The sequence below is a fragment of the Lysinibacillus sp. NPDC097279 genome, from assembly GCF_044761745.1.
Lineage (GTDB): Bacteria > Bacillota > Bacilli > Bacillales_A > Planococcaceae > Lysinibacillus.
This window is the reverse complement of the sequence record NZ_JBIWDA010000001.1, coordinates 1,524,420-1,545,837: the sequence shown is the minus strand read 5'-3', so window position 1 is coordinate 1,545,837 and position 21,418 is coordinate 1,524,420. Positions and strand designations below refer to the sequence as shown.

Sequence of the window (21,418 nt, the reverse complement as noted above, 5' to 3'; positions counted from 1 at the left end):
TTAATACATTATCGTATCGCTTCGTCATAGCTAATTAGATTTACAATAACTACCATTTTCCGAAAAGGAAGATGGTTTTTTTTATTTTAATTCGAGGAGAGATGTAACATGACGTATACCACAACTGTAGTAGGCTATCCATATATAGGAGAAGACCGTGAATGGAAAAAGGCATTAGAGGCGTTTTGGAGAAATGAACTTACAGAAGAAGATTTCTTACAACAAATTAAAAAAATCCGTCTTGCACGTATTGATAAGCAGCTTCGGAGCGGAATAGATATTGTCACTGTAGGGGATTTTACACGCTATGACAGAATGCTTGATACAGCGATGATGTTTGGTTTGGTGCCAAAGCGCTTTGGCTGGCAAGGTGGAAAGGTTGATTTACAAACGTATTACGCGGTAGCGCGCGGAAATAAAGAAGCGGTTGCTAGTGAAATGACTAAATGGTTTAACACAAATTATCATTACATTGTACCTGAATATGAAGGACAAACACTACAATTAACAGAGAATACAATACTTACAGATTTCCTTGAGGTTAAAGATGCATTTGGCATTACTGCAAAGCCAACGCTAATCGGACCATATACATTTTGCAAGCTAACAAAAGGTTACGATAAAGTATCACAAGTTGCCTTTATTTTAGCATTACTACCACTCTATGCGCAGGTAATCCAAGAACTCGTTACAGCTGGTGCTGACTGGGTTCAATTAGAGGAACCTGCATTAGTCTCCACTTTAGAAGAGGCTGAGGTCAAACTAGTGCAAGAAATATATACACAATTAGCAGCCGCTGTTCCAGAGGCCAATATTATGCTACAAACTTATTTTGAATCGTTATCAGCTTATAACACACTAATTGAACTTCCTGTACAAGGATTTGGCTTAGATTTTGTTCATGGCTATACAAAAAATATGGAGGCACTACGCCAATTTGGTTTTCCACAGGATAAAGTATTGGGGATAGGTATTGTTAACGGACGAGATATTTGGCGAGCAAATTTAGCAGAGGTAAGTACAACGATTAAGGCAATCGAACAGTTGGCTAGTGTCCAAGAGTTATGGATTCAATCGTCATGTAGCTTACAGCATGTGCCGATTTCGACCGCCCTTGAAACAAAGCTAGACCCTGTCTTGAAAAATGCACTTGCATTTGCTGATGAAAAATTGGCTGAAATATCAGAGGTGGCTAAATATTTAAAAGAAAAAAACCACACATCAAATCACACAATCTCTGAAAGCATGAAAGCAATTGATGCATTAAAGAAACATCCCGTACGAAATAATCAGGCAGTTCAACAAGAAATGCAAACGGTCTCGTCAGAGGATTTTGAACGTCAAAATGATTTTAATAGTCGTCAGCTTATTCAACAACAGTCACTGCAACTACCACTATTCCCTACGACTACGATTGGAAGTTTCCCTCAATCTGATGAAGTGAAGCGCACGCGAAATGCATGGCGTAAAAAACAAATCTCAGATGAAGCATATGCTGACTTTGTCGCACAAGAAACGAAAAGGTGGATTGCTATACAAGAAGATTTAGATATTGATGTACTTGTGCATGGTGAATTTGAGCGTACAGATATGGTGGAATACTTTGGTGAAAAACTAACAGGCTTCGCTTTTACAGAAAAAGCTTGGGTCGTTTCGTACGGCTCTCGTTGTGTAAAACCACCGATTATTTACGGTGATGTTGCATGGGAAGCGCCGATGACAGTGAAAGAAACGGCCTATGCACAAAGTTTAACAAATCGCTATGTAAAAGGGATGTTAACAGGCCCAGTTACCATTTTAAACTGGTCATTTGTACGTGACGATGTTGCACGAAAAGAGGTGACCTATCAAATTGCGCTTGCACTAAGGAAAGAGGTTGAGGCACTAGAGGCGGCTGGCATTTCTATTATTCAAGTCGATGAACCTGCATTGCGAGAAGGCTTGCCTTTACGTAAAGAGCATTGGGAAGCATATTTAGATTGGACAGTGAATGCATTTAAACTCGCTACGGCTAGTGTAAAGGATGAAACACAAATTCATACACATATGTGTTACTGTGAGTTCAATGATTTTATCGAGCCAATTAGTGCACTGGATGCTGACGTTATATCTATCGAGACGTCACGCAGTCATGGAGAGCTTATTGCATCGCTGCAAATCAATCCATATGAAAAAGGGATAGGATTGGGTGTTTATGATATTCATAGCCCTCGTGTGCCGAGTGAACAAGAAATGTTACGTATCATGCAGGATAGCCTACAAGTATTATCCAAAAATCAATTTTGGGTCAATCCAGATTGTGGTTTAAAAACAAGAAAAGAACCTGAAACAGTTGCAGCACTAGCACATATGGTTACTGCTGCCAAAACATTACGTCAACAAGTACAGCAATCAACTTTTTAATTATATAGTATAAGAAAAAACATTACTTTTCCTTATAAGCGTCATTATTAAAATAAATCCCCTGAAAGGCAAAAATGCTCAGGGGATTTTTTTATTTAAAATTGGTTATGGTACTCTAAGATTCATAAGGATAGTCTTTTAATAATTGGTACGACTAGGGATGCAAAGATGGTTACAGGAGCGAAAAGACATTTTTTTATTAGTGATAGAACATGTAAAGTAGATGCAAGTAAAGATCTTAAAAGTTTTTGAAATCGAAAGTTTTTAATGTTTTTACCGATATATGCAAGATTATCAGTACATAATAAGGTTTACCTCAGTAAAATAAGGTATAGTATATTTGGTGAATTAATTCTCTTTAAGGATAAGAAAAGTAGGTGAACAAATTGGGGAAATATCAATTGGATACTAAAGGTAAGGTAGCTGTGGCAAAGTATCATGAAAAAAACAAGCCTGCCAAATTTGATAAAAAGCAGCAAATTGAAAAAATACGTGCGGAGTATTTGAAAAAGAAGCAAGAACAAACAGATAAGGCATATGAATGAAGTTGAGTGAGCAGTGTATCTATTATTACGAAAGAATACTGTGACTGACTTTTGAAAAATGACCTATAAGCATATATAAATAATGTTTACATGAGAGCTACGAAATGTTGATACAACATTCGTAGCTTTTTCATGTATGTCTTAACATTTCTTAGTATAATATTCATTTTTGAGTATCTGACTTTCTATTCTATAATTGTAATAAAGTCCAATAATTAGTAAAAATGTATGATACAATTGCATAAACTAAATGGATTATGACACTTCAACCAACGTGTTTTTAATTGAATACCATCTTCAGGCCTTCTATTCAATCAAGCCTTCTAATAGTGATGGATTATCAAACAAGTCGTGTTATGTAAATGAACAATAAAATGTTTAAAGGAGTGAAATACAATATGAGCGTAGAAACTTATAATGGAGAACGTTCTGTAGAAAGTATTCAATTTGAAAAATGGATAACTTCCCAAGGTAATAAAAAGAGTTTTTCTACTATCGAAAACACTGAAAGCTTCCTTCAGCAAAGGGGTACTGAAAATACAAAACCCTATGTTATTGGAGAAGATGTTAAATTTTCAAGTGATATTCAAGAGCTGTCATTCGAGGGTATGCAAGTCTTTACATTAAATGATCAAAAGTCCTCGAATCAAAAAGTTATTTACTATTTACATGGTGGTGCTTGGACGAGTCAGCCTTTAGATTTACACTGGCTATTTATGGATAATATGGCGCAATCGTTAGATGCAAAAATAATTGCTCCTATTTATCCTAAAGTACCTCATTATAACTATAAGGATACCTATCCGAAAATCCTCAGCCTTTATAAAGATATTATTGGAACTATTGAAAGTGCTCACCAATTGACTATTATGGGAGATTCGGCTGGCGGAAATATTGCACTTGGTTTGGCGCAACTTTTAAAGAACGAGAATTTGCCTCAGCCGAAAGATATTATTTTATTGTCTGCATGTGTTGATATGAGTTTGAGCAATCCTCTTATACCTGAATATGATGAAAAGGACCCTCTCTTAGCTCGTGAGGGAATGCAAGTAATTACAAAAATATGGGCAGCTGATAAAAGTTTAACCGACCCATTGTTTAGTCCGATTTACGGTGACTTTAAAGGACTTGGGAAGATTACTCATTTTATTGGAACACACGAAGCTTTATATCCAGATGCAATGAAACTTGACGAAAAACTAACAGAACAAGGAATTGCAATCACTACCTATGTTTACCCTAAAATGATTCATGTGTTTGTTGTAATGCCAACCCCTGAAGCCAAAGATGCTCATCAGAAGATTATTAATATAATTAGGAACTAAGAAAGCATTTGGTAGAGATCGGCGCCTTGCTTTTAGCATTACTAGGTAGATAAAAAACTAGTCTGATTTTTTAGACTAGTTTTTTATTTCTTTTTGCAACATGAAAAATAAGAATAGCACACCGATTTCTACGATTAGTGGGACAAAAATTATGTTTAAATGGAAGAAAAGTATACTTATTAAAATAGCGAAACAAATAAAAATTGAACTATATCGATAATTTTTTGATTGATAAAAGAATGAATAGGGTAACAAATGGGCACCGTAAATAATTGCATAAACAGGTAATACTAACAACGGTGCTTTCAGTAATAGAAGGATACAAATAATTAAATATAAAATTTGATTGTTAGTTGCAATTAATAGACCATTAATCAAAGGGTTTTCTTTATAAAATAAATCAACTTTTACTATTTTGGCACAAACAATTGAAACTGGAAATAGCAAGGCACCACAAGATAAGATACCAATGTTTTTGATCATTAAATCGAAAGGTAGTAACGTAATTGTTGTAATGATTCCCCATATAAATATGGAGGCCATTATAAAAGGGAGCCCCTTCTTTTGTTTTTGAGCTATATCATTTAATAGTACTTGTAAACTAGTGTCATGGTTCATTTTCCGTCTCCTTAATGTTCTAGCGAGCTATTCAAACTAGCCGCTATTTTTTTGTTTTCATATTTTGAGAAAAAATAAAATCCAATAATATGACCAACTAACGTTATTGCAAAAAATAGCAATAAATAGGGTTTGATGAATCCAAATACGTTTAAAGAAAAAAGATATACACTTCCTACACTACAAAAAAAGTTTAATAAAGTGCTAATCGTTATTTTTGAGGTTACTTTTAATGTAGAGTAATTCCACAAGTAAGGATATGCGATACCAAAAACAATCCCCATTAGCACGCTAATCCCGATTAAATTCCATAGATAATGAAAGTGGACTACTTCTTCGTGCAGATGAAATATAGTCATTAAAAAGACAATCAAAATTAACCCCAAAAATGCAGTAGACAAAAAGCTGTTTTTTAAATCTTGTATCATATTAATTTCTCCTTAATCGATTTTGCATAATGTCTGCTGACAATATACTTATTTTGTTGTTTTGTCATCACTTCCAATCTTGCATGACTTCCTGAAGCAAAAGAGCGTATTTGATTTAAATTCAATATCATCGAATTGTTGATTCTAACCAATCTAAATGATTCCAAGTAAGTTAATTCTTTTAAAATCTTGTTTAGCAATAACTCTGTACCATCTATTAAAAAGACTTTCGTAAAATGACCAGATGCTTCAATTGCTTCAATATCATTGAGTTCAATCATAACGTGGCGATTTGTTTTGAAATCTGTTGCGCTTAATGTAATAGGTTGTGAAAAATGCTGTTCAAATGTCAAAAGCAATTCCTTATTCGATGGATGACTAATGATGTCAATTTCAGAAATGGATTGTTTGTTTTTCCATATGTAGTTGAATTTCATGTGTTCTCCTTCCTGTTTTTATCGTAGCAACACTTCTTAGCACTTACGATAATTTTTCGTTTTGTTGCAAAAAACATAGACTTTGTTACAACTCAATTCGGTCAATGTAAAGCTTTCGCTATCCCGTCATGAAAAAACGTGAAAAGTATGTACCTGATATTCCAGGTGCCTAAGCGAATTAGCAAGCAAATTAGATACAACTAAATGAAGCAATGAGTATGTAAAGATAGGCGGCATTACACTCTTTTTTTGTGAAAAAAGAAATGTGAATATTTTTATTAAAATGGATTTATTGGAAAATAAAAACCGTTACATTAAATATTAGTAATCTATTAGGAACGTGTCAATGTGTACAAATTTTTATGGTATAATAATAAAAACGGAATAATAAGATAGAGGTACAAATCTTCATTTCGATTTGTTTAAAAGGGAAGATCGGTGAAAAACCGACGCTGTCCCGCAACTGTAAATGGGAGCACATTTCAGCAAACCCACTGTTACGTGAATGTAATGGGAAGGGGAAACGTGTGATGAACATAAGCCAGGAGACCTGCCTTTATCTAGTACAACCAAAAAACCTACGAGGATAGGGGGTGTTGAGTGTGACTAGAGAATTTCTTCTGCATGCTCATAGTACGACGATCGTCAAAAGGGTAGCTTCTATGTGTAATAGCAAGCTTTTTCTGTCATGGCAATCGACGTATTATGTCGTGTATTTGTCATAGTAGGCATCTTTCTCAAGAAGGAAAGATGTTTTTTTATGCTAAAAATGAAGGAGTGTATCACATGAATCCACAAGTGATCGAGTATTATGAAAATCTTTTTAAATATGAAATTATGCAAAAACAGTTTGATGGAGCTAGAAAAACATTAGTAGAGCTTGTTGAGTATTTTTTTGGGCAAGATGAAGCGCACCATTCAGACATTTATGCAGCTTATTGCAATGTAAGAAAAGAATTAATCGGATAAAATACGGATGGCTACTTAACACAACCTGATTTACAGGATGTTAAGTAGCCTTTTATTATTTAAAGTAAACCATGCTTAGACTTTTTTTCCTTTTTCTCTAGGACTTCATTCTTATTTCACTTTTATTTTATATAATAAATTTGCTTTTATTATAATAGATTGGGGAACAAGAGATGAAAAATGCAACTTATTCAAGTTTTTGGCGAATGCATTTTTATGCTGCATTATTTATTACACCACTTCTAATCACACTCACACTAAGTGGCATTGGCTATTTGTTTTATACCGATGTAGAAAATCAATTATATGACGATTATTTCTTTGGTAGTAGTAAAAAAACAGAAGCATTAACAATTGATGAAGGTGTTCAACAGGCAGAAGCGGCATTTTCAAGCTATACGACGACTAAAATTATTGAATTAGAAGAACCTTACAATACACGTTTAACGATGACAAATGCCAAGGGTGATCAAAGATATTTATTTTTAGATGAAAATAATCAAATCGTTGGTTATCAAGATCCAACATATACATTTTCGAATGTGTTAAGAAGCTTGCACAGCTCTTTATTTTTAGGTGGAACTGTAGTCAATTACTTAGTAGAATTGGCTGCATGTTGGGCAATCTTTTTACTACTATCTGGTCTGTATATGACTTTTAAAGGAAAAGTGTTAAAGAAAGCGAAACAGGCGAATAAACGACAAAACAATAGAAGATGGCATGCACTAATTGGAACGATTATAACAATTCCGATGATTGTTCTTATTTTTACAGGCTTACCATGGTCGGCATTTATGGGGAATTTTATTTATTCAGCTTCACAAGCAAACCCGTCAATTGGAACGCCATTATTACAACAACAACCGCCTACTTCAGATATGAGTGAAATTCCGTGGGCAACACGTAAGGAAGAGGCACCAACTTCTTCTAAACATGCGCATCATGGGATGGGAGCAGTAAATGTAAGTCGAAATCCAAATCAAATTAATGTCGCTAATTTACAACAACAAATAGAGGCAAATGGGGTTACAAAGCCATATTCCATTATTTATCCGACAAGTGATGATGGTGTATTTACAGTAGCAAAATCAAGTAACACAGGTGTAACAGGACTTGATGTTAGTCCTTATGAGGAAACGACAATCTACTTTGACCAATACAGTGGCGAATTTATTTCTAAGGTTAGCTATGATGATTATGGTATTTTAGCTAAATGGTTTACTTGGGGCATTCCGTTGCATGAAGGTCACTTATTTGGTTGGCCAAATAAGTTATTAAACTTAGTTGTTTGTATAGCATTTTTAGGTGTGATTTTCTGGGGATTCCGAACATGGTTGCTGCGCAAGAAAAAAGGCTTACTATCAGCACCACCTCAATTATCTCAGAAAATATCAATTCCTTTAATTATTGTTATAATTATTTTAGGTATCATCATGCCGCTATTTGGCATATCTTTAATTGTCGTCGCATTGCTTGAGCTAGCGATGAAAATGAAAAGGAAAAATAAGCCGACCGTAAGTGACTTGAACTAAAATTTACATGATCGATAGTATGCTTGGATTAACACCAAGCATACTATTTTTTTGTTTTTAACCATTTTATCCATTCAAATTAAATGAAATCGTTGGAAAGTAACAAGAAACATCTTCACGTATAACAATCGTGCAGGGTGGGCAAGAATGGAAATTGAAGAAGGTAAACGATTGTACATTTTGAAAAGGTCTAAGTGCGAGAAAAATTATTTGAAGGGGAGTTATGACAATGACTAAAAGACTAAGCATAATCGCGCCTATTTTGTTAACAGTAACATTCACGATATCAGGGTGTAATTTTTTCAATAAACAAACGGAACAAAAGGAAGGGCAAACACAACAAGAGGCGAAAAAAGATGTCAAACAAACGGAACAAATTACAGAAATAAAGCCATTAAACATTATGACATTACAAGTAACTTTTGCTGAACCATTATCCGAAGAAGATGTGAAAGTAGAAAATTTAGAGACAATAAAAAAAGACTTCTCATTCAATCATGATTTAAGTATCGTCAATGTGCCTCGATTAAAAATAGGGGCTAAAAGTACGTATATAGTACCAGTCACTATTCAGAAGGCAGGAACTAACTACACACTAAGATACAAAAGTGGAGAAACGTCTGCCTTTGATGCCAGCGATGAATTAATAAATATTAGCCAAGCGAAACAAATTACAAGTGATACGTTTGAAATTGAATCATTTAAAGATGAAGGTGTAACAGATTATTCAAATATTATAGAGGCATATAAAGAGGCTAGAGGTGATCTTTCATTCCAAGTGAATGAGGAAAATCAGGACGAAAAAGGCAAGCAATATCAAGTTATATCCTCATTGCGTGATCGTGTCGTTACACTGACAGCAGGGAATGGGGAGAAAATACAGGCAAATTATGTACTGTTTACACAAGCGGCAGATGGAAGACAGGCACCAAAATTCCGCTTACCAGAAGGAAAAGCATTAAAGTCGGGAATGGAATATACGGTAACAGCTGACTGGGCAGTACTTAAAAATCCTAGGTTCACGGCGACTGAAATAGCACCTTTAACAATTCAGTCGCTAGAATCGATAGATGCCACATCATTCCAAGTGACACTTGATAAAGATCCAGGCATGGAATTATTTGCAGGTCGCAGTATAGAATTACAGGCTGAAGATGGCTCGACATTACAAGCTCAATATCGATATTCATCTCGTAAAGGAGCTGTTGGGATATTTGATGTAAAGGAGGAAACATTGAAGGCAGGCGGTACTTATAAAGTACTACCAATTAACAATTGGGCAACCGCCGATAATGTTACTTTCACAGCGAAGTAAAAAGTGAAGAAGTCAGTAGTGAACAATTCGCTACTGGCTTTTTTTATGGTGTATGTCAAGCTTAAAGAGTTGTATTGACCTTTTTCTTTAGCGTAATATGGTGCTACATACATTGAATAAGGGGTTAAATAATGAAAGCATTAGTTTTTGAAACATTTGGCGGTCCAGAAGTACTACAATATAAGGAAATAGCGAATCCGATCATTACAACTAACGAAGTTCTCGTACGAACGAAGGCGATTGGATTAAATTTTGCTGATATTTATCGACGTAAAGGCAATTACCATTTAGCAGGTCAGCCTCCATTTATTTTAGGATATGAAGGTGCGGGAGTTGTTGAAAAGGTAGGCGCAAATATTCACAATATTCAAGTAGGTGATCGTATCGCATTTGCAGATGTTCCATTTGCCAATGCGGAATTTGTGGCAGTACCACTAGATAAAGTAATTTTATTACCTGATGAAATTTCTTTTGAAACGGCGGCTGCGATTTTATTACAAGGCTTAACTGCGCAATATTTAGTGACAGATAGCTATGCCATTCAACAAGGGGATACAGTCCTAATTCATGCAGCGGCAGGTGGCGTTGGTCAAAACTTAATCCAGATGGCTAAGTTAAAAGGTGCTAATGTAATCGGCCTTACATCTTCAAAAGAAAAAGCAAGAGTAGCATATGCCATCGGTGCAGACCAGGTCTTTTTATATGAAGAACCGTGGGTACAAAAAGTGAAGGAAAATACTAATGGCCAAGGAGCTCATGTTGTATACGAATCGGTAGGCTCTACACTGCTAGATAGTTTAGAGGCAACTAAAATCGGCGGAACCGTCGTATTTTTTGGTATGTCGGGAGGAGATCCTGTGGCGGTAGATCCTCGTCTGCTAATGGATACATCGAAAACATTAACTGGGGGAGACCTTTGGAATGTTTTAACTTCCTTTGAGGAAAGAAAAATACGGTCACAACAACTATTTGAATGGATTATAGAGGGCCTCATAAAAATTGCTGAGCCGACCATTTTTGCCCTTCAAGACGGTGCACAGGCACATGTTTTACTGGAAAGTCGTAAAAGTATTGGGAAAATTTTATTACAGCCTTAAACGCAGATGGGGAATTGCATGCCCCTCTGCCTTTTTATTGTAACTATCTTATATAAAAGTTTGAATATGATAGCCTTTATCCAACTATCTATTCATGTTACGATAAAATAGAATATAAACTATTGAGGTGAGCACAATCTCATGTTTCTAGATAAATTGAAGCATCATTTACAGCAAAATCAGCCATTATTTATAGGAGAGGACACAGCGTTTCGTTCAGCGGTATTAATCCCATTAGTTCAAGTAAATGGTGAATGGCATATTCTTTTTGAAGTGCGTTCATTGACAATGAGAAAACAGCCTGGCGATATTAGTTTTCCAGGTGGTCGAATTGACGCCTCCGATGCATCACCATTAGCAGCCGCGCTACGAGAAACATACGAAGAGTTAGGCATTGATCCGAAAACGGTTCAAGTTATAGGTCAATTAAGTCCCTATATTTCATCTTCCTCATTTGTTACATATCCATTTGTGGCCATTGTAGATTTCAATGAAATCATTCATTCCTATAACAAAGATGAAGTGGAAGAAGTATTTACAGTACCAGTTAATTGGTTATTGCAACATGAACCTTATATGCATTTAGTATCTATTGAACCAGTACCTTCCTTAGACTTTCCTTTTGATAAAATTTTCAATGGAGCACAGTACAACTGGAGAACGCGAGCTATGGAAGAATGGTTTTATGATTATGAACAATATACCATTTGGGGTTTAACTGCTAGAATTTTAAAACATTTTATCGCAATGATGAAATAAAGGTTAAACTAACTCGAATAATTCAAAAAAGCATAAAAAAGCGTATGATTTTCGCACAAGGCAAATCATACGCTTTTAGCTATTTCGTACAGCAGTAAATACGATAATCTAATATGCCATCATATTTTAAATTCATTTCAATGTGTTGATTCATGACATCATAAAGTTCACGTTCGATATTTTGTGAGTGCTGAAATTCAGGAGAGGAAGAAAGTGATTGTTGATTTTTACGTATACGAATTGTTTGAAATCCAGCATCGTTAAATAGAGCAACCCAATCTTTTTTTAATAATAATGTGTCGAAACCGTAAAATTGTTCAATTTCATCCATACTCTTTTTATCTAACAATTGATTCATAGTAAACTCTATTGCAATGAACCGACCGCCGTATTTCAATAATCGATAAATTTCATCGAGCGCTTTAGACTTGTTGACAAAGGAAAGTACAGATTCAGAAATAATCAAATCAAATTGCTTATCGCGTAAAGGAATTTGTTCGATTGAAGCTTCGATAATGTTGACTGGTAGGTGATGTTTCTTCATTCTGTTTTGAGCTTTAGCTACCATGATTGAATTGAAATCTATGCCAGTAACAAAAGCTTTATATGTGGAGGCTAAATAGGCAGCGGTTTGGCCTGTACCACAGCCTACATCTAATATTTGAGAAGTATTGCTTATGTTTTCAGCTCTTAATAGTTCCTTCGTCAGTGCCATACCACCAGGGTGGGCACCCCCAATACCAAACTTGGATAAAAAGTCTAAATATTTGGACTTTTGTATATCAAACACCTTCTTTATTGTTCTTATTTGTATAATATGAAAATAAAAATAGTATGGTTCCTAGAAGGACATAGGACGGACTATATGATAAAAAGCAAAATACAACGTAGCAATTTAGTTATTTCAATATGTTTAAGTAGCACTTATTTATACTATTAATTTTTATAAACAACTTCAAAAGTCTAAACGAAAAAAATATCCTGACGTATAATATATAAACGTTTTTGTATAGGAGGTGAATTGATGCCATATTATTCGCCGAATCCTAGAAGGAGGCCAGTTCCACGAAGATATAGACAAAATTATAATCCTATGATTCAAAGTATGCGTCCACAACCTAATTCGTTCAATAATCAACAACCTCGAAATTCTCGGTTTGGAAACTTAGCAGAAAATTTCAGCGCAATGAAGGGCCATGCGGACACTATTTCGAGTGGAGTTAATATGCTTAGGCAAATGGGATCATTATTAAGTCTATTTAGATAGTTATATGTAGATAAGGATTCAGTAAAGGGCAGATTACAATGTATTACACTTATAAAGAGGATATTACGTTTAGTTTAGCAACGTATATTCTCTTTTTTTATTTAAATCAATAGACAGCACCTTAATGAATGGCTTATTATTAATCAATTGATAATTGAACAAATTAATTTTGATTGTAGTAGGTTGAAAAATATAGAGGGGTGTTCGTTGATGACAACAATTAAACCAAATCCGAAAGTGGATGAATTTTTAAGTAAAGCGAAGACATGGAAAGCAGAATATGAAGTATTAAGAACTATTGCACTTGATAGTGGATTGACGGAAGAGTTTAAATGGATGCACCCTTGTTATACATTGGACAACAAGAACGTTTTCTTAATACATGGTTTTAAAGAATATTGTGCATTGTTATTCCATAAAGGTGCGTTGTTAAAGGATCCAAAAGGGATTCTTATTCAACAAACGGAAAATGTACAAGCGGCACGCCAAATTCGCTTTACAAATGTGCATGAAATCATTGAAATGGAAAGCGACTTAAAAGCCTATATTGAACAAGCAATAGAAGTTGAAAAGGCAGGCTTAACAGTGGCATTTAAAAAGAAGGAAGATTTTGATATTCCAGAAGAACTGCAAACGAAATTCAATGAACTACCTGCTTTAAAGATAGCTTTTGAAGCATTAACGCCTGGACGACAAAGAGCGTATATTTATTATTTTTCACAGGCGAAGCAAGCCAAAACACGTCTGTCTAGGATTGAAAAATATACGCAACAAATTCTTGATGGTAAGGGAATGAATGATTAGAATAGCGTAACTTTGCTCAGAAAGTAAAAGGCTAGGATATACTTTAAATTTCACCATGTTTTCAGAAGACTCTTCATCGCTGGTAAAACACTAGAAATCGCTCATCAATGTGTGCAGCAAAAAAGTGTTAGATTGATGGCAGTCAATCTAACACTTTTTCTTTTTGGTCCAAATTATCTAACCAAGCTGTTTTCGATAATAGAGCGATTCTTTTCTTTAAAGATTTCATTATGTGAAGATACGACTGCATGACGATTAGCAGTCGGTTCTAAATACGTTTTAATAGAATTGACAGCATTAGCAGCGTCTTGGAATGTGCCTAGTAGAAGATGAATTTTCCCTTCGAATGATAAAATATCTCCTGCTGCGAAAATACCTGGTTGGGCTGTTTCACCTGTTGCTTTTCCTTCAAAATAATAGTCGTCCTTTTTAGGAAGTGAGATTGCCTCGTCAAATGTAAGAGATGCTTCACGGTTATAGCCATGACTTACAATGACTTCATCCACTTGACGTGTGTAGCTCTGCTTTGTTTGAGAATTTTCGCAAGTGACAAATTCAATGGCTGTTTTATCTGTATTTGCAGTTAGCTTTGTAATTGTCGTGTTACATTCAATTTGAACGCCAGCATCTAGCGCTTCTTGTATTGTCGCTTCATGTGCGGAGAGCGTGTCCTTACGATATACAACAGTTACGTTTTTAGCGATAGGGCTAAGCTCCACGGCCCAGTCAATGGCAGCATTACCGCCGCCAGAAATAATGATGTCTTTATCGACAAAACGTTTATATGACTGGACGGTATAGTGCAAATTAGACATTTCGTATTTTTCAGCACCTTCTAGTGTCAGTTTTTGAGGGTTAATAATGCCCCCACCGACTGCTAATAGAATTGTTTTTGAATAATGTTTTTCCCCTTGTGCTGTATGTAAAACAAACATTTCACCAAGACGTTCAATAAAATCAACCTTTGTAGCCGTTATGATAGTTGGATCGAATGTTTTGGCTTGTGCAATTAATTGTTTGACAAACTGCCCACCTAAAATAGGAGGGTGACCACCAATATCCCAAATTAACTTTTCTGGATAAAGTAACACCTTTCCACCTAACTGTTCTTGGCTCTCTATTAATTTAGTTTTTAGGCCTCTTAACCCACTGTAAAAAGCACTATATAAGCCCGCAGGCCCACCACCTATAATCGTTACATCGTATAAATCTTGCACTTGCATCGTCACATCCTTGAAAAATATTAAAAAGTATTTGACAAATACTTATTGGAAAACTAGACTATCTTTAGTGATAATGATTATCAATGTCGCTTTTGATGTTATCATATCATGTGTATTAGTAAAAAGAAAGAGAGGGTATGTTTTGCGTTTACAAATTGAATCGATCCGTGTTGGCTATGAGAACAAAACCATAGTGCATGACTTATCATTACAAATTCCAGATGGAAAAATAACGACAATTATTGGATCTAATGGCTGTGGTAAATCTACGCTTTTAAAAGCAATTACGAGAATTTTAAAGCATGACAGTGGTAGCGTCATATTAGATGGTCAAAATATTTCCAAAATGCATACGAAAGATTTGGCAAAAGAGCTAGCTATTTTGCCACAAAGTCCTGAAAGTGCTCACGGTTTAACGGTAGAGGAGCTTGTGTCCTACGGTCGATTTCCATATCAAAAGGGGTTTGGCAATTTATCGCAAAAAGATAAAGATGTCATTGATTGGTCCCTAAAGGTTACAAAAACAGATGCTTTTCGTCAGCAGGCAGTAGATGCTTTGTCTGGTGGACAACGCCAGCGTGTATGGATTGCAATGGCATTAGCACAAGAAACGGATATTATTTTTTTAGACGAGCCAACAACTTATTTAGATATGGCGCATCAATTAGAAGTTTTAGAATTGTTAAGCAAGCTAAATGAGGAGGAAGGTCGCACAATTGTCATGGTGCTCCATGATTTAAATCAAGCAGCGCGTTTTTCTGATTATATTGTAGCGCTTTCACAAGGAGAGCTCGTGAAATTCGGTACTGCGGAAGAAGTTATTGTACCTGAAGTATTACAAAAAGTGTTTCATATTGATGCAGTTATTGGAAAAGATCCACGAACAGACAAACCGATGTGCATTACATATAACTTATTACAAACAACTTAAAGGGGATATATAAATGAAAAAGTGGCTTTTACCAATGTTTATGATTGTCGTTCTTGTACTTGCAGCGTGCGGCAACAAAGAAGACAATGCAAAGAAAGAAGATGAAGGTTCAAAAGAGTCATCATCAGAAGAGACAATTACTTATCAATCTGAAACAGGTCCTATTGAAGTGCCAGCTAATCCTAAACGGGTAGTAGTGTTATCATCATTTGTTGGTGATTTATTGCAACTTGGTGTAAATGTTGTAGGGATTGATTCGTGGGCGGCAGATAATCCGAACTTTAAAGATGCTATTAAAGATGCAGTAGTCGTTGAAAATACGGATATTGAAAAAATTATTGAGCTTGATCCAGATTTAATCATTGGTTTAAATGGGATTGAAAATGCCGATAAACTAGCAGAAATTGCACCTACTGTACTATTCACTTATGGTAAAGTCGATTATTTACAGCAATTTATTGAAATTGGTAAAGTCGTAAACAAAGAAGAAGAAGCAACAAAATGGGTAGCAGATTTTAAAGAACGCGCTGCTGATTTAGGTTCAAAAATTAAAGAGAAAATCGGTGAAGATGCAACAGTTACGGTTGCGGAAATGTTTAATAAACAAATGTATGTGTATGGCGATAATTGGGGACGTGGCACAGAAATTTTATATCAAGAAATGGGCTTGAATATGGCTGAAAAAGTGAAAGAAGATGCTTTGAAACCTGGTTATTTCGCTATTTCTACTGAAGTTTTAAATGAATACGCTGGCGACTATGTAATCTTTAGTACGTTTAATGGCGATGATACTTCTATTGAAAATGCTGGATGGTATAAAGATTTAGAAGCAGTAAAAAATGGTCATTTATTTGAAGTGAATGGTAACGCATTTTACTTTAATGATCCTATTACTTTAGAATATCAACTAGAATTCTTTAAAGAGAAGTTTTTACAATAATTTCAATAGAGAGTAGCGAAGGCAAATGACAAAGTTTCGACATTTTCCGTTTTGGCTTCAGCTGTTACTATCACTGCTCGTTTTAGCAGTGACAGTAACCATCTCGCTATGTATTGGCGCTGCGAATACGAGTATTCAAGATGTTTATCAAGCGATTGTTGGACAAGATGGGGGCAAGCATTACGCTATTTTACGTGAAATTCGATTTCCGCGTATTATTGCTGCTATTTTTGTTGGTAGTGCACTCGCAGTTGCTGGAGCTATTATGCAGGGAGTCACAAGAAATGCTTTAGCAGATCCAGGACTTCTTGGTCTTACAGCAGGAGCAAATGCTGCTTTAGCCTTAACGATGGCAGTTATTCCAAATTCCTCGTATTATGTACTAATTTTCGCATGCTTTATTGGTGCGGGTATAGGGATGATTATTGTATATAGTATTGGTGCATCTACAAAGGGTGGCTTTTCTCCACTAAAGCTAGTTTTAGCTGGTGCTGCAGTTTCGGCTCTTTTACAAGCAGTTGCTGATGGAACGGGGATATTATTTAAAATTGCAAAAGATGTATCGATGTGGACAAGTGGTGGTTTAATCGGCACTACGTGGCAAGCTTTAATCATTGTACCTGTAATTGTAATAGGTTTAGGGATTGCGTTTATATTTAGCAGACAGCTAACGATTTTAAGTTTAAATGAAGAGGTAGCTGTTGGCTTAGGTCAGAAAACAGCAGTGATTAAAGGGATTATGATGTTCGTAGTGGTTATTCTTGCGGGGTCCGCTGTAGCGCTTGTAGGGAATATAGCATTTATTGGCTTAATGGTGCCACACATTGTCCGTGCTTTAGTTGGTACAGATTATCGTTTTGTTTTACCGATGTGTGCTCTTGTAGGTGGTTGGTTAATGGTTTCTGCAGATTTTGTAGCACGCATGGTGAATGCACCGTATGAAACGCCTGTAGTAGCCGTTATTTCAATTATCGGCCTTCCATTCTTCTTACTACTTGTACGTAAGGGAGGTCGTCAGTTTGCTTAAAGCTGCACAAAAAAAACAACGAATTTGGCTACTTATTTGGCTAGTGCTAACATTATTTATTTTTGTAATGGGCATTTCACTTGGCGCAGCTTCGGTATCTATTAATCGTATTCTTCCTATATTGTTTGGTGATGGTACTTTTAAAGAATCCTTTGTGTTGTTTTCAGTTCGCCTGCCAAGGATATTTATACTCGCACTAGCAGGCATGGCTTTAGCATTAGCAGGAGCTGTTTTACAGGGGGTTACACGTAATGATTTAGCAGACCCTGGTATTATTGGGATTAATGCTGGTGCAGGGGTAGGTATCACCATTTTTTATTTATGTGTCAAAGGTGATTTACCAAACTTTGCATATGTATTGCCATTGGTAGGATTTTTCAGTGCGATCTTAACGGCTCTTTGTATTTACTTTTTTTCATATAAGCGCAATCAAGGCGTTCAACCTATAAAGCTAATTTTAATCGGGGTAGGCGTGGCATCTGCATTATCGGGTGTTATGATGTTGTTAATTTCCTCGGCTGAGCGCTCAGATGTACAGTTTATCGCACAATGGCTTGCTGGAAGTGTGTGGGGAACGGATTGGCCATTTGTATGGGCATTAATACCATGGCTAGTCATATGTATACCATTCATTTTTTATAAAGCAAATGTTTTAAATGTACTAGCAATGACAGAGCAAACAGCAGTTGGGTTGGGTGTGAATATTGCTAAAGAGCGACTACAATTATTAATGGTGGCAGTTGCCCTCGCAGCAGCTGCTGTATCGGTAACAGGCGGCATTGCGTTTATCGGCTTAATGGCACCACATATTGCCAAGCAGCTTGTTGGCCCCCGCTATCAATTCTTTTTACCCATAACATTATTTATAGGTGCTTGTTTATTAATGCTAGCAGATACAATAGGACGTGTGGCTATTTCAACTGCCACTGTGCCTGCAGGCATCGTTGTCGCATGTATCGGTGCACCTTATTTTTTATATTTATTAAGAAAAAACGACTGAATGGCTTGCGCTGTTCAGTTTTTTTTGTTCAGAAAGACTTGTCAAACATAGATATGTAGCATAATTAAACCTAGACAAATGCTATGATTTGTTATATAGTTAGCTAGGCTAACTAATTAAGGAGTGGTGATCTTGACGATTGAACAGCAATTTTTTAATGAATTTCGTTTAATGTACCGTCCGTTTACGAATCAACTCAACAAGCAGTTGGAACAATATCAATTATATAGCTCTCAGTGGGCTGTTTTACGTTTCTTAGTCGATAAAGGTCCGCATTCACTAGTTGAAATTGCGAACTTTATGTCTATTGAAAAGCCAAGTGTAACAAGGCTTGTACAAAAGCTAGTAGACCTAGGTTATGTGGAGACGGTAGCTGGAAAAGATAAGCGAGCAAAAGTTGTACAATTAACGCCAAATGGTCAAAAAATCGTGGACGAAATCCAAGAGCATATAAAACCATTTTTAGAAAACGCATTAGCTGGTGTATCGAAACAAGATATTGAAATTGCTTCTCGAGTTTTAGCAAGCATAAGTAAAAACATTCATCAGTAGGAGAGGAAACAAGTGGAAGCAACTAGACAGAAACTATGGACAAAAGACTTTTTAATCGTTTCACTTATTAATTTTACGATTACGTTAATTTTTTATTTATTGATGGTAACAATAGCTGGCTACGCGGTGGAGAAATTTGACGCCTCAACAAGTACAGCAGGGCTTGTGTCGAGTATTTTTATTATCGGGACGCTTTTTGGACGTCTTGGCACAGGTCGAATTATCGGGGATTGGGGCAGTAAAAAAACATTATTTGTTGGATTATTATTATTTATGTTATCTACGATGTCTTATTTTATCGCCTTAAATTTACCATTCCTTATGCTGAATCGTTTAGTACAGGGGATAGCGCTAGGTATAGCAAGTACAGCAACAGGTACAATTATTGCACAAATTTTACCACCAGAACGACGTGGTGAAGGGATAGGCTATTACAGCTTAAGTGCTATTTTAGCAACGGCAATTGGTCCATTTATCGGCATATTATTAACACAGTTATTTGAAGATTATCGAATGATTTTTGCGGTAGATTCAGTATTAGCAATTATTTGCTTTATGATGTATTTTATTGTGAAAGTGCCAGGTGCACCAAAAAATATGAAGGCAGCTGGAGAGAAAGCAGGCTTTAAGCTATCTAACTTTATCGAAATGCGTGCAGTACCGATTGCTTTTGTAGCGCTTGTTATCGGCTTTGCGTATTCAGGTGTTATGTCGTTTATGACGTTCTACGCAAAAGAGCTCAATTTAGTAACAGCAGGTAGTTATTTCTTTATCGTTTATGCCATTGTAATTTTAGCTACTCGACCATTTACTGGAAAATTACTTGACTCAAGAGGAGCCAATATTATTATTTATCCTTGTCTTGTGTTATTTGCAATCGGTATGTATGCATTTAGCTCAGCAACAAGCACTGGTGTATTTTTAATAGCTGCAGCTTTTATTGGAATTGGTTATGGTAATTTCAACTCAGTCGCACAAGCAATAGCTATTAAGGTTACACCAAATGAACGTTTAGGACTTGCAACTTCGACGTATTTCATTTTATATGATTTAGGATTAGGTATAGGGCCTTATTTCTTAGGATTTTTTGTACCGACGATGGGGTATAGTGCCATTTTCTTAGCGATGGTAGCAGTTATTATTATTTCAATTGTGCTTTATTATTTCTTATATGGAAAAGATGAAAAGATAAAACAAGTCAATATTTAGTAGATTAGAATCATTATATTGTAGAAAAAGCGTTATTTTGCTAGTTGGAAATAAAATTCAACTGCAAAATGACGTTTTTTTCTTAAGTTAAAAATACTTCTTGCAATCATATATGATAATGATTATCATTCACGTTAGAGACTAATTCGGGAAGTAGGTATTTAGCATGAAACATAAATCATTATTATCAGTATTAGTAGCAGGCGGCATTTTAATGGCGGGCTGTGGTAATTCAGAGGAAGTAAAAAAAGAAGAGAAACCAGCAACAGAACAAGCAGAACAAGCTGTAGCGGTAGATTTATCTACTGAACTATCAGCCTATCAACAATTTGCATTAGAGCAAATGGATCAATTTTTGCTAGATACAGAAAAGTTTGTGAACCTATTCAAAGCAGGGGATATTGAAGGCGCGAAAGCAGCGTATGCTCCAGCACGTATGTACTTTGAGCGATCTGAACCAATCGCAGAAAGCTTCGGTGATCTTGACCCTCGTATCGATGGTCGTTTAGCAGATATCGAAGAAGAGGGCAAAGGCAAAGAAGAATGGACAGGCTACCATAAGCTTGAGTATGCGCTTTGGGTAGACAATAAAACAGAAGGCTATGAAGCGGTGGCAGACCAGCTGCTTGCTGACGCGAAAGAATTACATGCACTCGTTCAAACAGTAGAAGTAACGCCAGATTTAATGATTACAGGAGCTGTTGATTTGTTGAACGAAGTATCTACTTCAAAAATTACTGGAGAAGAAGAAATTTATTCACATACGGACCTATATGATTTTAAAGCGAATATTGAAGGTGCAGAAAAAATCTTTGAAATTCTTCGTTCTAAATTAGAAGCTAAAGACAAAGATTTAGTCGCTACGTTAGATGAAAAATTCAAAGCGGTGGACGATTTATTAGCTCAACATGCCACAACTGATGGTGGCTATATTTCTTACGAAGAATTAACAGAAGAAAATACAAAAGCACTTGCAGCTGCGGTGAACCAGTTAGGTGAACCACTAAGTCAAATGGGCATTATTTTGGAGTGATATA

At 35.8% G+C, this 21,418-nt stretch carries 21 protein-coding genes and 1 riboswitch; of the genes, 16 read left to right on the top strand and 5 right to left on the bottom strand.

All coding sequences use genetic code 11. From position 1 onward, the window contains the following. Positions 1 to 108 precede the first annotated feature (108 nt). The 3 genes from metE (at position 109) to ACIQ1H_RS07770 (ending at position 4,273) form a co-directional block, all read left to right on the top strand. On the top strand, positions 109 to 2,403 hold the full coding sequence (gene metE, locus ACIQ1H_RS07780) for a 5-methyltetrahydropteroyltriglutamate--homocysteine S-methyltransferase (protein WP_402887819.1): 2,295 nt from the start codon (positions 109 to 111) through the stop codon (positions 2,401 to 2,403). Between the two features lie 386 nt (positions 2,404 to 2,789). Then, entirely contained in the window at positions 2,790 to 2,948 is a 159-nt protein-coding gene (locus ACIQ1H_RS07775; protein WP_402887817.1) for a hypothetical protein, read from the top strand. A 398-nt stretch (positions 2,949 to 3,346) separates the two neighbouring features. Continuing rightward, a complete protein-coding gene (locus ACIQ1H_RS07770; protein ID WP_402887816.1) occupies positions 3,347 to 4,273 on the top strand; it encodes an alpha/beta hydrolase fold domain-containing protein in 927 nt (308 codons plus the stop codon). 75 nt (positions 4,274 to 4,348) lie between these two features. On the opposite strand, the gene ACIQ1H_RS07765 is transcribed toward ACIQ1H_RS07770, so the two are convergent. Genes ACIQ1H_RS07765 through ACIQ1H_RS07755 form a run of 3 tightly spaced genes read right to left on the bottom strand, consistent with a single transcriptional unit; the run spans position 4,349 to position 5,756 of the window. Further along, positions 4,349 to 4,891, bottom strand: coding sequence for a DUF7010 family protein (locus ACIQ1H_RS07765; RefSeq protein WP_402887814.1), 543 nt, complete (start codon positions 4,889 to 4,891; stop codon positions 4,349 to 4,351). Positions 4,892 to 4,902: 11 nt separating this feature from the next. Next, positions 4,903 to 5,319, bottom strand: a complete 417-nt coding sequence (locus tag ACIQ1H_RS07760; protein ID WP_402887812.1) for a hypothetical protein — start codon at positions 5,317 to 5,319, stop codon at positions 4,903 to 4,905. Further along, positions 5,316 to 5,756, bottom strand: a complete 441-nt coding sequence (locus ACIQ1H_RS07755) for a LytTR family DNA-binding domain-containing protein (protein WP_402887810.1) — start codon at positions 5,754 to 5,756, stop codon at positions 5,316 to 5,318. Before ACIQ1H_RS07755 ends, ACIQ1H_RS07760 begins: the two co-directional genes overlap by 4 nt. Positions 5,757 to 6,135: 379 nt before the next feature. Further along, a riboswitch (cobalamin riboswitch) is annotated at positions 6,136 to 6,328 on the top strand. Positions 6,329 to 6,542: 214 nt separating this feature from the next. On the opposite strand from ACIQ1H_RS07755, the gene ACIQ1H_RS07750 reads away from it, so the two are divergent. The 5 genes from ACIQ1H_RS07750 (at position 6,543) to ACIQ1H_RS07730 (ending at position 11,428) form a co-directional block, all read left to right on the top strand. Then, positions 6,543 to 6,725, top strand: coding sequence for a hypothetical protein (locus ACIQ1H_RS07750; protein ID WP_402887808.1), 183 nt, complete (start codon positions 6,543 to 6,545; stop codon positions 6,723 to 6,725). A 173-nt stretch (positions 6,726 to 6,898) separates the two neighbouring features. Next, a complete protein-coding gene (locus ACIQ1H_RS07745) occupies positions 6,899 to 8,257 on the top strand; it encodes a PepSY-associated TM helix domain-containing protein (RefSeq protein WP_402887806.1) in 1,359 nt (452 codons plus the stop codon). A 229-nt stretch (positions 8,258 to 8,486) separates the two neighbouring features. Next, complete coding sequence (locus ACIQ1H_RS07740; RefSeq protein ID WP_402887804.1) at positions 8,487 to 9,572, top strand: hypothetical protein; 1,086 nt, start codon at positions 8,487 to 8,489, stop codon at positions 9,570 to 9,572. Positions 9,573 to 9,703: 131 nt separating this feature from the next. After that, the gene (locus ACIQ1H_RS07735) at positions 9,704 to 10,669 is read left to right on the top strand and encodes a quinone oxidoreductase family protein (RefSeq protein WP_402887802.1); all 966 of its coding nucleotides are present in this window, start codon (positions 9,704 to 9,706) and stop codon (positions 10,667 to 10,669) included. Between the two features lie 141 nt (positions 10,670 to 10,810). Next, positions 10,811 to 11,428: an NUDIX hydrolase gene (locus tag ACIQ1H_RS07730; RefSeq protein ID WP_337981472.1), complete on the top strand. Its 618-nt coding sequence runs from the start codon at positions 10,811 to 10,813 to the stop codon at positions 11,426 to 11,428. 79 nt (positions 11,429 to 11,507) lie between these two features. On the opposite strand, the gene ACIQ1H_RS07725 is transcribed toward ACIQ1H_RS07730, so the two are convergent. Continuing rightward, a complete protein-coding gene (locus ACIQ1H_RS07725; protein WP_402887801.1) occupies positions 11,508 to 12,218 on the bottom strand; it encodes a class I SAM-dependent methyltransferase in 711 nt (236 codons plus the stop codon). Between the two features lie 687 nt (positions 12,219 to 12,905). Here ACIQ1H_RS07725 and ACIQ1H_RS07720 point away from each other — a divergent pair. After that, on the top strand, positions 12,906 to 13,499 hold the full coding sequence (locus ACIQ1H_RS07720) for a YdeI/OmpD-associated family protein (RefSeq protein ID WP_402887799.1): 594 nt from the start codon (positions 12,906 to 12,908) through the stop codon (positions 13,497 to 13,499). A gap of 173 nt (positions 13,500 to 13,672) precedes the next feature. On the opposite strand, the gene ACIQ1H_RS07715 is transcribed toward ACIQ1H_RS07720, so the two are convergent. Then, entirely contained in the window at positions 13,673 to 14,716 is a 1,044-nt protein-coding gene (locus ACIQ1H_RS07715) for an NAD(P)/FAD-dependent oxidoreductase (protein ID WP_337982179.1), read from the bottom strand. 148 nt (positions 14,717 to 14,864) lie between these two features. Here ACIQ1H_RS07715 and ACIQ1H_RS07710 point away from each other — a divergent pair, with 148 nt between their 5' ends. From ACIQ1H_RS07710 to efeO, 7 genes are all read left to right on the top strand, one after another. After that, positions 14,865 to 15,653: an ABC transporter ATP-binding protein gene (locus ACIQ1H_RS07710; protein ID WP_172771223.1), complete on the top strand. Its 789-nt coding sequence runs from the start codon at positions 14,865 to 14,867 to the stop codon at positions 15,651 to 15,653. 13 nt (positions 15,654 to 15,666) lie between these two features. Next, positions 15,667 to 16,593 carry an iron-hydroxamate ABC transporter substrate-binding protein gene (locus ACIQ1H_RS07705; protein ID WP_402887797.1) on the top strand — a complete coding sequence of 309 codons (927 nt, stop codon included), beginning with the start codon at positions 15,667 to 15,669 and terminating at the stop codon, positions 16,591 to 16,593. 25 nt (positions 16,594 to 16,618) lie between these two features. Beyond that, entirely contained in the window at positions 16,619 to 17,620 is a 1,002-nt protein-coding gene (locus ACIQ1H_RS07700) for a FecCD family ABC transporter permease (RefSeq protein WP_402887795.1), read from the top strand. Next, on the top strand, positions 17,613 to 18,620 hold the full coding sequence (locus ACIQ1H_RS07695; RefSeq protein ID WP_402887793.1) for a FecCD family ABC transporter permease: 1,008 nt from the start codon (positions 17,613 to 17,615) through the stop codon (positions 18,618 to 18,620). Before ACIQ1H_RS07700 ends, ACIQ1H_RS07695 begins: the two co-directional genes overlap by 8 nt. Before the next feature lie 132 nt (positions 18,621 to 18,752). Then, the gene (locus ACIQ1H_RS07690; protein ID WP_172771227.1) at positions 18,753 to 19,172 is read left to right on the top strand and encodes a MarR family winged helix-turn-helix transcriptional regulator; all 420 of its coding nucleotides are present in this window, start codon (positions 18,753 to 18,755) and stop codon (positions 19,170 to 19,172) included. A 12-nt stretch (positions 19,173 to 19,184) separates the two neighbouring features. Further along, complete coding sequence (locus ACIQ1H_RS07685; protein WP_172771228.1) at positions 19,185 to 20,381, top strand: MFS transporter; 1,197 nt, start codon at positions 19,185 to 19,187, stop codon at positions 20,379 to 20,381. A gap of 166 nt (positions 20,382 to 20,547) precedes the next feature. Continuing rightward, on the top strand, positions 20,548 to 21,414 hold the full coding sequence (gene efeO, locus ACIQ1H_RS07680; protein ID WP_402887791.1) for an iron uptake system protein EfeO: 867 nt from the start codon (positions 20,548 to 20,550) through the stop codon (positions 21,412 to 21,414). The last annotated feature ends 4 nt before the right edge of the window (positions 21,415 to 21,418 follow it).